The sequence below is a fragment of the Streptomyces sp. NPDC057136 genome, from assembly GCF_042670885.1.
Classification (GTDB): Bacteria; Actinomycetota; Actinomycetes; order Streptomycetales; family Streptomycetaceae; genus Streptomyces.
Map to the genome: position 1 here is coordinate 127,685 of NZ_JBHUUV010000015.1, position 12,908 is coordinate 140,592.

At 68.6% G+C, this 12,908-nt stretch carries 8 protein-coding genes; 4 read left to right on the plus strand and 4 right to left on the minus strand.

The window, feature by feature from the left end; all coding sequences use genetic code 11:
- Positions 1–7: 7 nt before the first annotated feature.
- From ACFT7S_RS19855 to ACFT7S_RS19870, 4 genes are all read left to right on the plus strand, one after another.
- A complete protein-coding gene (locus ACFT7S_RS19855; protein ID WP_382733518.1) occupies positions 8–2,155 on the plus strand; it encodes a hypothetical protein in 2,148 nt (715 codons plus the stop codon).
- A gap of 301 nt (positions 2,156–2,456) precedes the next feature.
- A complete protein-coding gene (locus ACFT7S_RS19860; RefSeq protein ID WP_382733519.1) occupies positions 2,457–4,895 on the plus strand; it encodes a beta-N-acetylglucosaminidase domain-containing protein in 2,439 nt (812 codons plus the stop codon).
- Between the two features lie 569 nt (positions 4,896–5,464).
- A complete protein-coding gene (locus ACFT7S_RS19865) occupies positions 5,465–5,854 on the plus strand; it encodes a VOC family protein (protein WP_382733521.1) in 390 nt (129 codons plus the stop codon).
- A 706-nt stretch (positions 5,855–6,560) separates the two neighbouring features.
- A complete protein-coding gene (locus tag ACFT7S_RS19870; RefSeq protein WP_382733523.1) occupies positions 6,561–7,619 on the plus strand; it encodes a VWA domain-containing protein in 1,059 nt (352 codons plus the stop codon).
- Here the strand turns inward: ACFT7S_RS19870 and ACFT7S_RS19875 are convergent.
- The 4 genes from ACFT7S_RS19875 to ACFT7S_RS19890 all read right to left on the minus strand — a co-directional run bounded on the left by ACFT7S_RS19875 (position 7,609) and on the right by ACFT7S_RS19890 (position 12,868).
- Positions 7,609–7,773 (minus strand): hypothetical protein, encoded by a 165-nt coding sequence (locus tag ACFT7S_RS19875; RefSeq protein WP_382733524.1) that lies wholly within the window; start codon positions 7,771–7,773, stop codon positions 7,609–7,611. The genes ACFT7S_RS19870 and ACFT7S_RS19875 overlap by 11 nt on opposite strands.
- Positions 7,774–7,878: 105 nt before the next feature.
- Positions 7,879–9,279, minus strand: coding sequence for a serine/threonine-protein kinase (locus tag ACFT7S_RS19880; protein WP_382733526.1), 1,401 nt, complete (start codon positions 9,277–9,279; stop codon positions 7,879–7,881).
- A gap of 77 nt (positions 9,280–9,356) precedes the next feature.
- The gene (locus ACFT7S_RS19885) at positions 9,357–10,154 is read right to left on the minus strand and encodes a serine/threonine protein kinase (protein ID WP_382733528.1); all 798 of its coding nucleotides are present in this window, start codon (positions 10,152–10,154) and stop codon (positions 9,357–9,359) included.
- Between the two features lie 677 nt (positions 10,155–10,831).
- Positions 10,832–12,868 carry a family 43 glycosylhydrolase gene (locus ACFT7S_RS19890; RefSeq protein WP_382733530.1) on the minus strand — a complete coding sequence of 679 codons (2,037 nt, stop codon included), beginning with the start codon at positions 12,866–12,868 and terminating at the stop codon, positions 10,832–10,834.
- Positions 12,869–12,908 lie beyond the last annotated feature (40 nt).

Sequence of the window (12,908 nt, forward strand, 5' to 3'; positions counted from 1 at the left end):
ATCAACAGTGGAACGCAGAACCTTCATCGCCATGCTCGGCGCTGCGGGCGTCTCGGTCGGACTGGGCGGGCCGCTGGGCCCGCTCGCCCCTGCCGCGTACGCCGCCGGGCCCGCAGGTGCCACCGATGCCGCGCCCGGTCGCGCTCCCCACCAGCCGTACATGCACGGCTACGACGCCGCATCGATTCTGAGCTGGTCCCCGGACAGCGACCGCTGGGCGAAGTACTTCCGCTCCCGAGTCCCGCTCGCCACCCGCATCGCGCCGTTCGCCGCCACCCAGGCCGACCCGCGCCTGAAGACCGCTGCGAAGGTGATGAATCTGTCGTACGACTACGACAACTCCTTCTTCACCGCGTACAAGTACAACGATGTCTTCTCCCGGCGCCTGCTGCGCTTCTGGCAGTACACCGACCTGTACGGCTCCTGGCACGGAATGCCGGTCGCCGGTTCGCCCGTCGACGAGCCCGTCCACGGCCTGATCAACCTGCCCAACCCGGCCTACACCGACGCCGCCCACCGCAACGGGGTCAAAAGCCTGGGCTGCTGGTTCTGGCCACGCACGGGGGCGTTCGCCGACTACCTCGATCAGCGCGCCGACGGCTCCTTCCCCGTCGCGGACAAGCTCATCGAGATGGCCGGATACTTCGGTTTCGACGGCTACTTCATCAACCAGGAGGCCGAGACCCCCGCCGCCGAGGCCGCGAAGCTGATGGAGATGCTGACGTACCTGCGGGCGCAGGCACCCGAGGGCTTCCATGTGCAGTGGTACGACACGATCATGGTGAACGGGAAGCTCGACTACCAGAACCAGCTCAACGACAAGAACGCCCCCTGGATCCAGCACGACGGCACCCCCGTCAACAACAGCCTCTTCGCCAACTACTGGATGCCGGACGCGGCCCAGGTCGAGACCTCCCGTACGACCGCCGAGAAGCTGGGCCTGGACCCGTACGAGGTCGTGTACCACGGCACCGAGAACGAGAAGTACGGCTACAACCCGCCCTACGACACCCGGCTCGTCTTCCCCGAGGGCGGCGAGGCCCGCACCAGCTGGGCGCTCTTCGGCACGCACTTCGCCTGGGACCGCTACCCGGACCGGGAGAACCCCGACGCGCAGGGCGCCGTCTTCCAGCGCGAGCGCCGCTACTGGTCCGGCCCCAACGAGGACCCGACGCACACCGGCCGCACGGAGTACGTGCCGTGGCCGTACGAGGACGACGGCAAACCGCGCGACGCGGACAACCACTTGAAGTGGGACGGTGTCGCTCACTACATAGCCGAACGCTCGACAATCGGCTCGTTCCCCTTCGTCACGCGCTTCAACACCGGTCACGGCCGGGCCTTCTTCCTGGCCGGGAAGCACGCGAGCAGCCGGGAATGGAACAACGCGAGCATCCAGGACACCCTCCCGACCTGGCAGTTCTGGACGCGCAGCGGCGGGGCCGGCGACCCGCTGGCGGTCGACTACGACTACGCGAAGGCGTACGACGGCGGATCGTCGCTGAAGATCTCCGGGACGCTCGGCCCGGACAACCCCACCACCGTGCGGCTGTTCAAGACCGCTCTGAGGCCGATGGGCGGCGAGACGGTCTCCGTCACCTACACCACCGGCCGCGCGGGCAGGGCGTCAGGGCTGGAGATCGGCCTCGTCCTCCAGGACACCCCGGACACCTTCGCATGGCTGCCCGTCGGCGCCACGAAAGGCCCGGACTGGAACACCGCGGCGATCGCCCTCGACCGCTTCGCCGGGCGCACCATCGCCGCGATCGGCCTCCGGGTCTCCGACGCACAGCAGGGCCCGTACGCGGTCAACATCGGTGAACTCGCCCTGCTCGCCACCAGGGACGGAGGACTCCGGGCGCAGCGCCCGGACCGTCCCGAGGGCTTCACCGTCGATGCGTCGTACGTAGCGGGGACCTCGGCCGAGGTCTTCCTCTCCTGGCGGTTCGCCCGCTCCGGCATCTGGTACTACGACATCCGCCGGGAGCTGCCGGACGGTGAGCACGAGGCCGTGGGCCGGGTCTGCGACGAGGTGTACTACGTCAAGTCGCTGGCCCGCACGGGGACCGAACCCGCATCGGTACTCCAGCTCACCGCCGTCGCACCGGACGGCAGCCGGAGCGCACCGGCGACCGTCCTCCTGCCCTGGGAGTGACCACCGGCGGGGCCAGGAATGAGCGGCCCCGGCCGGGGTGCACCGCGCCAGGTTCCTCTCGGGCAGTTCACCGACCCGTAGAGGTCGGATGAATTACGGAGGGGCGCCAATATAGCCACGGGCGCCCCGCCTGCGCCAGGAGCCGCCGGGACGTCCATCCGGTAAACCACTGAACGAGGGTAGCCACAGAGGTTCACCCGGTGGTCTACTCCACTCGATGTTCGTTCCGTTGCTCGCATCTGACGGAAGATGCGAGCAACCGCTCAAGTAAGCGCAACCTCTCGTCGCCACCGGAGGACGCATGTCCCGACTTGTGAGAGCACTCGCTACCCTGCTGACGATCACAGCGATAGCCACAACCCCTCAAGCTTTCGGCGCGCCCACTGCACCCGTCGGCCGGCAAACCGGCCCGACAGCCCAGGGATCCCTCCCGACGGTGTCACCGACACCGCAGCACATGGCCCGCGTGAGCGAGGACGTGAAGCTGACCGGCAGGGCGGAAGTCGTCGTCGGTGACGACACCGACGACGCCGCGCGCACACTGCTCATCGCCACCCTGCGCGCGCACGGCGTCGAGCGGATCGACGTACGTGACCGCGCGTCCGGCCGGTCTAGGCTGACCGTCCTGCTCGGTCCCGCCACCCGTCCCGACCTGGACAGGGCCCTGGCAGGCACCGCGATCCCCGACCACGGCGAGGGCTACGCGCTGCGCGTCGGCCGCAACGCCGAGCGCCTGCCCACGGTGGCCCTGGGCGGCACCGACGCAACCGGCCAGTACTACGCCGTTCAGACACTGCGTCAGCTGTTCGTCGCCACCGATGAGGACGACGAACGCCGGATCGCCGGAGCCGGCATCTCCGACTACCCGTCGATGCCGTTGCGCGGCAGTATCGAGGGCTTCTACGGGCCTCCGTGGACCAATGCCGAGCGCCTGGACCAGATGGACTTCCTCGGTGACGTGAAGTCCAACACCTATGTCTACGCTCCGAAGGACGACCCGTACCACCGCGACAAGTGGCGCGATCCCTACCCGGCGGACAAGCTCGCCGAGTTGCGGGCACTGGTCGAGCGCGCGGCAGCGAACCATGTGCGCTTCACGTTCGCCGTCTCGCCCGGCGCCTCCGTCTGTTACTCCGACCCGGAGGACACGAAGGCTCTGACGGCGAAACTGCAGGCGATGTACGACGTGGGCGTGCGCTCGTTCTCCGTCCCCCTGGACGACATCAGCTACACCCGCTGGAACTGCGACGGTGACCAGGCGAAGTTCGGGGCACCGGGCCGAGGTGCGGCAGCCACGGCGCAGGTCGGTCTGCTGAACGAGGTTCAGCGTGGTTTCATCGCCGGGCGCGACGGGGCGAACCCGCTGCAGATGGTGCCCACGGAGTACGGCGACCTGACCGACACGGCGTACAAGCAGACGATCCGGTCCACCCTCGACCCTGCGGTGCAGGTGATGTGGACCGGGACGGATGTGGTGCCGCAGGAGATCACCAACGCCCAGGCGTCCGAGGCGGCCGAGCTGTTCGGACGGAAGGTCTTCGTCTGGGACAACTACCCGGTCAACGACTTCGGCCGGACCGCGGGGCGGCTGTTGCTGGCCCCCTACGACAAGCGCGAGAGCGGACTGTCCGACCACCTGAGCGGGATCGTCTCCAACCCGATGAACCAGGAGGCGGCCAGTAAGCTCGCCGTGTTCACGATGTCGGACTTCTCGTGGAACGACCGGGGATACGACCGGACCCGCTCCGGCCGCCAGGCCGCGCTCTACCTGGCCGGCGGAGACCGTCGTACGGCGGACGCGGTGCAGACGTTCGTCGACCTGAACCACGCCGCGCCGACCTTCGGGGCAGAGCCGTGGCAGCCCCAGGCGCCGGTGTTCAGCGCCGAGCTGGAACGGTTCTGGGACGACTACCGGACCGATGAGCCGCGGGCGATCCGCGAGTTCCGGCCGACTGTGGCTGCGATCACCAAGGCACCGGAGACGATCCGCGCGGGTGTGCCCGACAAGCTGTTCCTGTCCGACGCATCCCGCTGGCTGGACGCCACGAAGCTGTGGGGACAGGCGATGGGGCGCGGACTGGACACGCTGGCCGCGATCGAGGCCGGTGACGCGTCGACGGCCGCGGCACAGCGCGACGCAATGGATGCCCGTGCCGATGAGGCATCGAAGATCACGGTCGACCCGGTTGAGCACCACCAGCTCGGCCAGGTGAAGATAGGTGATCCGTTCATCGCGGACTTCGTGACCCACGTGCAGAACCTGCACGACGATTCGATGGGGCTGCCTCCGCTGCGCGAGCTCGCCCGGGGCAGGACCGCGACGCAGATCTCCGACTACAACTGGGGCGGGGCCTTCCCGTTCACCGCCGACAAGTCCGTCAACGGTGACCGCTTCGACTTCTCCGCCACCAGCGGCAAGGAGGCGCAACCCTGGTGGCAGGTGGATCTCGGGGCAAGTGCGGACCTGGAGCAGATCAAGATCTACAACCGGACGGACTGTTGTTCGGGGCGGCTCAAGGACTACTACGTGCTGGTGTCCGACGAGCCCTTCTCGGGGACGCTGGCCGACCAGCTCGGCAAGCCGGGAGTCTGGAGCCACCACGAGGCCGACCAGGCGGGAAGCCCGACCACCATCGACACCACGGCCAAGGGCCGCTACCTGCGGGTATGGCTTGCCGTCGAGACTCCCGGGGAGCTCAACATGGCCGAGGTCGAGATCTTCGGCCGCGCGCAGGGGTGACTGACACTCAGCCTGTGAACCGTGTCCGGCCTCCCTTCGGGCAGGCCGGATACGGACCGGGAGCATCAGAGGTCATGGCGCGGAAGATGCCCGCATGGCCGTGGGGTCCGACGGATCGTCAAGCAGGATGAGGTCGCTGCCCTCGGGGCACCAGGCGGAGGGAATGCTCAGGTCGCCGAGGTGCCGATCGCATCGGTAGGAGTACGCACGATCGCCCGAGCGGTACGGAAGAGTCACGCCGAAGAGCGAACCGGTCAGTCCGTCTGCCAGGTGTCCGCGTACCCGTTGAAGTCCCAGGCAGGTACGGTGCTCGGCTTGATGGCCACCAAGATGCCGACCAAGTAGTGGGGAACCTCGGATCCAGGGGCTCCTTGTCGTGTGGGGCCGATGGAAGGGTGATCGACTCATGCGAGGTGGAGTGAGTCAACCTGTTCCGCCACACCTACAACACTCTGCGACCCCACCAGGCCCTCGACGAACACACACCACGTGCGGCTTACCTCGCCATATAACACTGCGGTTGGCGTGTGGCCTTTGGCGGACCCGCTACTTGACTGGGAGGTCCTGACATGACCAGTAGGTTCACCGAGCTTGCGATCGACTGTGCCGATCCCAACGGTCTTGCCCGGTTCTGGTGCTCGGTCCTTGACTACGAGGTGCGAGACGAAGACGACGGAATTGTCACAATCGGCCCCCCTGTGGTGCCTGAAGGCAAGAACCACCTTGGCCCAGCGTCACCGACGTTGACATTCGCGCACGTGCCCGAGGGCAAGACCGTCAAGAACAGGCTCCACATCGACGTCAACCCAACCGACAGGGAGCAAGACGAAGAGGTCCGTCGCCTGCTCGACCTAGGTGCCCGACACGCCGACGTCGGCCAAACGGGCGATGAGAGCTGGGTCACACTTGCCGACCCGGAGGGGAACGAGTTCTGCGTCCTTGCGGGCCGCCGCCCCTGATCGGAGACCGCACACCGCGCCAGAGTGCCCTCAACCTTGCTGTCGGCGAGGACACCTCACTGCCCCAGGCTTTCCAAGCAGGCGCTGAGTGTCTGACCAGATGGCTGGCCAACCCCTGCAGCGCGGACTACTGGCGTACCCAAGCGGCTCTGCCTCCCCGCCGGAGCTGCTAGGAACCCGACGCTGCCACGTTCATCCGTACGCGACTGGGACGTTCACGTACACGCCGACACCAGCAGACCGAGCGGACCGGGCTGACACGCGGCCTGCACGGAGAGGTCTGGTACAACCCTGTCGTCGTGCCGTCGATCCCGGCCCGTGACAAGCTCGCCCTCATGGCTTGGCGGGACCATGGGGCTCGAGTGCGGTCTGGGCGCGAGCTACACCGATGTCGAGCGCTACTTCTACACAACCAAGTGCGGCGACGACATATCCATGTTCTTCATCGGCCTTCATCTTCCGCGCTGGCCCCTGTTGAGCCTGGGCGGGCACAAGGCAGTCAAGACCTGGTGGGGCGTGGAGGACTTGTCCGGCCCCCCGTGGTCAGCCGTCACCGACTGGCACGTGCACCGCAAGAGGTGCTCCCCGCCCGCTTCGGCCTCAGCCGCAAACTCGCAAGCGAGTGATCGTCCGTCAAGCTCCGTTGTCAGTGCCTCCCCATAGTGTGAAGAAATCACTCGGGGAGCCTCGGAGAAGGAGCAGATACATGTCCACCAACAAGATCCAGCACAAGGTGAATCACGTCGCGCTGGTAGTGGACTGTTCGGGTTCCATGCATCAGCACCAGAGTCAACTCATCCGCGTCGTGGACGAGTTCGTGTCGGGCTTGAAGGCCGAGTCGGACAGCCTCGGTCATGAGACCCGGATCAGCCTCTACTCCTTCGACCACAAGGTGGAGAACCTGGTCTGGGACATGGACGTGAAACATCTGCCGTCCATGCGGGGTCTGTACAAGGTCAACAATGGCGCTACGGCCCTCATCGAGGCCTCTCTGAAGTCCCTGGACGACCTGGGCCACATCTGGGAGGCGTACGGGGAGCACAGCTTCCTCCAGATCGTGGTGACGGACGGCGAGGAAAACGCTTCCGGCGGCGACAGACGGCACGACGGCGACATGGCCATCCTCGGTCCCTGGCTCGACAAGATCGCGGCGAAGATGGGTGGGCTTCCGGGCCACTGGACTTCCGCGATCCTGGTTCCGAACTCCCTGGCGAAACGAACCGCCCAGAACTACGGCTTCCCGGCCGGAAACATCGCCATCTGGGATGCGGATTCCCAGGAGGGGGTCGAGGAGGCGATCGGTACCGTGCGCGCTGCCGCCACCAGCTTCCTGCGTGGCCGCGAGCAGGGCGTGCGCGGCACGAAGAACCTGTTCGCGGTCGGCCAGGACATATCGGTCGACGACGTGCGGGCGAACCTCGAACCGGTCCCGGCCGACAAGTACCGACTCCTGAAGGTCGACACGGAGGTCGAGATTCGATCCTTCGTTGATTCGCATCCGGGCGTGACGTACGAACGCGGGTCGTGTTACTACCAGTTGGGCACCCGGGTTCAGGTTCAGCCCGACAAGGAAGTGATCGTGGTCGAGAAGGACACCGACCGCGCATACACGGGCGACGCGGCGCGCAGTCTTCTGTTCGGTACGGGGATCAGGGGGACCGTCTCCGTGAAGGCGGGGACCAATCCCAAGTTGGAGGTATACGTGCAGAGTCGTTCGGTGAACAGGAAGCTCAAGCCGAAGACCCGTCTGCTCATCATGCTGTGAAATTCACGAAAGGGGCGTAGAGCAGGTGGTCCAGGACCAGAAGGGTCGGCCAGTCGTGGACCTCGCCCGATGTCGGTTCCGCCAGCACGGTCGTGCACGGCCTGACCGCCGTCCCGCGGTCAATACCGACTGCCGAGTATTGAAGGCTGGGCATGTGGTCCTGTCTACGGGAAGCAGAGAGCGGCCCCGACTGGTAACCCGACCGCCGGTACCGAGCGGAACCGGCGCGCTGCCCGCCAGGGGGCCGCACGCTCGCCGGTCATCGGCCCGCCGCGAGGTGGGGACATTTGGGAAGTTCCGGACGGTCCCTGGTCCGGACGGCGGGTAGCCACGCCGCGGCCTGCGCGTCCGCGTGGGGAAGGCGGACGCGGAACCAACGGGTGGACTCCAGATCCCCCTCGTCGATGATGGACTGACCCCTCAGTATCTGGCAGTCGATGTCGAGGACGTCACCGTGCCATACCCGTGTCGGTACGACGTTCTCGACGGTGTAGGGCCGCATGGGGTCGATCGCCAGGCCGAGACTGCACTGCGGGTCCCGGTCCGCACGGTCCTGGCAGCCCAGCTCGGCATTGAACACCCTTATCTGTGCCGGGAGTTCACCGGATACGTGCGGCGATGCGGACGGCCCGTCCTGTCCGGCGTACGACCAGATCGCCGCGCCCGCCGCACCGCACACCGTGACGGAGAGGAAGGCGGCGCGGGTCCGGTGCCACACGCGTATCGCACGGCTCCTGGGGGTTGGCTCGGCACTCCCGCCCTCCTGGGCCGTGATCCGTTCGTGCAGGCTTTCGGCCGTATGGGCGGCGCGCGCGGCGTGGGTGGGCGCCAGGCAGTCGGCGGCCATCACACGCCAGAACTGCGGCACCGCGGTGTCCATCCGTAACGGAACACGCCCCTCGGCGTACTCCTGCACTGCGGCGCCGCGGGCAGCCGGCGTGGCGCCGGGGAACGGCGAGGCACCGGACGCGAACACCTCGTGGATCACGATGCCCAAGGCCCAGATATCGGCACTCGGCCGGACCTGCACGCCCAGGTCGCCGAGCGGGGCCCTCCACCGCTCGGGCGGGAGGTAGTCCAGGGTGCCCATCGGGGGCCCGTGTCCGTGCGTTCCCGTCAGTTCGGTGGCGAGCCCGAAGTCCGAGAGCTTCACCGAACCATCAGCGCCGATGAGGACGTTCTCGGGCTTGAGGTCGGTGTGCACCCAGCCGCTACGGTGCAGATGAGCCATTCCCTCGCAGATGCCGGCGATCAGTCGGCGGCCTTCGGCCTCGGTCACCCCGACGTCGAGCAGGTCCCGCAGACTGCACCTGGCCCGCTCCATGACAAGCACGATCGCGCCGTCGAGGGACGGACACTCGGGTGCGCTGAGGACGACGGAGTCCAGTAGCCGGACGAGCCTCGGATGCCCCGCCCTACGGGCGAGTTCGACCTCGCGCCGGGCGGCTTCGGCCACGCCGCGGGCCTGGCGGGGCGCGAGTCCGGCGGTCGGCATGACCTTGAGCGCGACCTCGCCCCGTACCGGCGCCCGGTCGCCATCCTGCCCACCTGGCCGGGGCGTCCGATCCGTGTCGTCCGTGCGGTCGTGGGTCGATCGCCCGGCGTAGACGGTGGCCCAGCCTCCGGCCCCGATCGGCTCGGTGACCTCCCAGGACCCCACCCGATAGCCTCGGGGCAGCAGTTCCGTCCGGTCGCTTCCCCATGAGGCACCCCCACGCTGCACCGGTGCCACGTCCCCTACCACTCCCGCGCGGCCGGCTCGGCCCGGGGCGGCAACAGCGCGAGATGCTCCTCGTGAACGATGCCGAACCTCAGCGCGAGTCCGACCACGGCCTCGCGCTTCCCGTTCCGGCGGTCCCCTCTGCCGGTCTCGGCCGCCTGGGGAACGCTGATCCTCAGCTTCTCCTCGGCGAGGTAGTCGATGTGCGAAGTGACCGCTCGGGGCGTCAGCCTCGCGCAGGCGGCGTGGCTCCTGAGCCGTTCCACGACCTGGGGGGTGGTCGGCACGGCGACCGGTGACTGGTCGCGCAGCCAGGGTTCGCAGAGCGCGACGAGCACCAGGAAGTACGTGGCCGTCTCGTCCAAGGAGTACGCCGTGACCGTGCGGCTCTCCCACGGCCCGCCCGCGCCTTGCAGGTCCATGTAGGCGTGGTCGGGCGCGAACACCTGGAAGGAGACCGTGGTGTCGTGGCGCGTGGGCAACACCACCCGGGAGAACTCGAACGGGATGGGCGCCCCGGCGCGCCGCGGCGGCACCCGCAGGTACTCCCCCGCCCCTTCCGGGTTCTCCACCAGGTAGCTGTGGGTGGTGCTGTGGTTGCTCAGCTGCCAGTGATCCTCGGTCGCCCGGATCTCACCGGCCAGCCGTGAGATGGCGGCATCGGCCAGCCGGAGTTCGACCGGCATGGTCGAAGAACCGCGCCCGAAGCGCGCGCGTTCCCCCGGGCCGAGCCTGAGGGTCACCGCGTCGCCGTACGGCTCCCCGCCGCCGACGCCGCCGCTCCCTTGCGGTAGATGGACGACTACGCCGCTCACCGCTCCCCCTGTCCCCCGTGTCGACAGTTGTCACACTTACCGAACGCTACCGGTTGCACACGGAAGCCAACGGTGTCGCATCGGCCACTTTCGGGCCTTCCGATACGCGGGTACGGCCGGATTCCGGTGACAAGGCCGGTTCGGCACGCGGGAGAGGGGGAGCGCCGGCATGGCCGGTCGGCTCGTCAGCAGGCGCTCACGACACCGAATTTCATGTCTTGCCCACCCGAGCAGCGCGGCGAGTGCCGCGATGCCGGCGATCGCGCTCCACAGGCCGGCCTGAGCCCTGGGCGGCGTGGCTCAGCCTGCGTGGGTGAACGCGTCTGCCAGGCGGGGATGAAGCCGGCGGGGGGCGGGTCCCAGCAGCCGCAGTCGTATTCGTATTCGCCGTTGCAGTCCGGTGCGAGGGAGGCGCCGTAACCGTAGTTGGTGCATCGGCTCGGGATCCCCAACTGATTCAGACGATGGCTGACGTTGGTGGCGGCGATCGCGGTTTCGCGGCGGTGCTCCGTATGTGCCGGTTCGCGTACCAGCTCTTGAGGCCGCCGTCCGGTACGACAAGGGCGGCGGAGCCGGTGAGCACGGTCGCAACAGCCGTCGCCCGGCAGTCCGTCAGCGCGGCAGGAGGAGGAATCCCGTGCCGCGCGGCGACGCCGGCGGCGTTGCCCACAAGCCCGTCAGTAGGCGGGAGCGCCCGAACGGACCGGTGCGACCGCGCGGTCGCCGAACGTGGTCCACGGACGCCAGCCGCCACTGGGCCGGTCCTGTACGCGGCTGCGTATCCGGCCGTCGGTGGTGACGGCGAAGACGTGAATCCGTCCGGTGGCGTCGGCCGCGGCCGTCGGCGTGGTGGCGAGGAGGACGCCGGGCTCGCCGAAGTCGTCACCGGGATCCCAGCTGCCGCCGGGCGTGAGGTGCCAGCGGTGGCTGATTCGCTCGCCGCCGGGGGACAGTGCGAAGGCCTCGAGTCTGCCGTCGGCGCTGGGGGCGAGCATCGGGGCCGCGGCCGTCCAGCCGAACAGGGGTTTCCAGGTGTCCCACCCGCCGCTCGGCACTGCCTGTCGCCGGTAGAAGGTGGCAAGGCCGGACGGGGCGATCGCGACCACGGTGAGCCTGCCGCTACCGTCACGGGTCACGCGCGGCGCCGCGCCGGCCGCGGTGCCGAAGCTCTGCCACGCCGCCCAGCGGCCGTTGGGCGATTCCTGCCACCGGTGATCGATCCGGGAGCCGCCGGGCGCGAGGGCGAACACCGCCAGCCGGCCGTCAGCGTTGGCGGCGACGACCGGCGGTGCGCCCGCCGGCCCGCCGAATCCGGCGTCCCACGCGTCCCACGTCAGCGATCCGGGCGACCACTGCCGCCGACGCGCGACGGCGGTGGCGCCGGGGCTCAGGGCGAAGACCTCCAGCCTGCCGTCGGCGTTGCGGCCGACGGCAGGAGCGGAACCGGCCGGGCCACCGAACTCCTCCCAGTCGTTCCAGTCACCGTCCACACGCTGCACCCGATGGTGCAGGTTGACGCCGCCCGGGGCGAGGGAGAACGCCTCGAGCCTGCCGTTGGTGTTACGGCCGAGGGTGGGAACCCCACCGGCCGGTCCGCCGAAGTGCTCCCATGCCGACCAGGTGTCGGACTCAGGGTCGAGCTGGACGCGCCGCAGCATCGAACGGTCACCGGCATCGAGCGCGAACACGGTCAGACGGCCGTCGACGTCCAGGGCTGCCACCGGATTGTCCATGCTCTGCCAGGGGGGCGGCGTGTCCCGCCAGTGCAAGGGCGCCAGGTACAGGCCCTGGTGGAACCACCCTGCGGCGCTCGCGTACCACTCCTGCCCGTCGGTGACCACCTCTACGGCATGACCGGACACATGGCCCCCGTAGTCGTCGAGGGTGAAGCGGAACGGGTCCCGGGACGCGAACACGTCCGTGCCGTAGTAGCCGTTGCGGGGCCCGATGAACAGGTAATACCAGCCGTCCCGTTCGACCACGCACGGAGACTCGGTGACCGATACCGTGGCGCTGGTGGTCTCGTCGGTGAACGCGGTGCCCGGCTCGCTCCAGTGCAGCAGATCATCGGACCGACGGAAGGACACGACATGCCGGCCGTCGACGCCGGACAGTTCGGTGTAGTACATCACCCACCGGTCGCCGATCCGCACCACCATCGGGTCTCGCGCCGCGAGCCCCCGGAACAACGGGCCGGACGGTACGCGGGTCCAGGTGAACAGGTCGGTCGAGGTTGCAACGTTGATCGCGACGCCGCCCTGGCCACCGGCGGCGTAGAACATCCAAAACGTGCCACCCGCCTCGACGACGTGCGGCGCCCACAGGTGTCTCTCTCCGAAGTAGGCCGGGTCGACGGTCAGCGCGTCGGCGTGTGTGGTCCACGGTCCGTGGGGATCCGGCGCGGAGGCGTGGGCGAAGGCGACCTCGGCCGCGCTGTCGGGGGATTCGCCGGGCGGTGCGCTGTCGCCGACGATGCTGAACAGGTGCCACCGGCCGTTTGCCTTGATCATTGTGTGGTCGTTGAGATAGCGCCGGCGTCCGGGGGCGGACGGATCGTAGACGTGCGTGAAGGGTCCCGCGCCGATCCACTGACGCGGCGGGACGGCCGTGGCGGTCGCGGCTGTCAACCGGCCGACACAGCCGACACCCAGGAGCGTGAGCGCGCCGGCCCCTGCGGAGCCCCGCAGAAGGTGCCGTCTGCTGATCGGATACATGAGCCTCTCCAGAGGAACCCGCGGCCGGCCGTGGCCTGGC

Coding starts and splice junctions, on each gene's coding strand:
- ACFT7S_RS19860 (WP_382733519.1), top strand. CDS start 2,457: ATGTCCCGACTTGTGAGAGCACTCGCTACCCTGCTGACGATCACAGCG.
- ACFT7S_RS19865 (WP_382733521.1), top strand. CDS start 5,465: ATGACCAGTAGGTTCACCGAGCTTGCGATCGACTGTGCCGATCCCAAC.
- ACFT7S_RS19870 (WP_382733523.1), top strand. CDS start 6,561: ATGTCCACCAACAAGATCCAGCACAAGGTGAATCACGTCGCGCTGGTA.
- ACFT7S_RS19875 (WP_382733524.1), bottom strand. CDS start 7,773: ATGCCCAGCCTTCAATACTCGGCAGTCGGTATTGACCGCGGGACGGCG.
- ACFT7S_RS19890 (WP_382733530.1), bottom strand. CDS start 12,868: ATGTATCCGATCAGCAGACGGCACCTTCTGCGGGGCTCCGCAGGGGCC.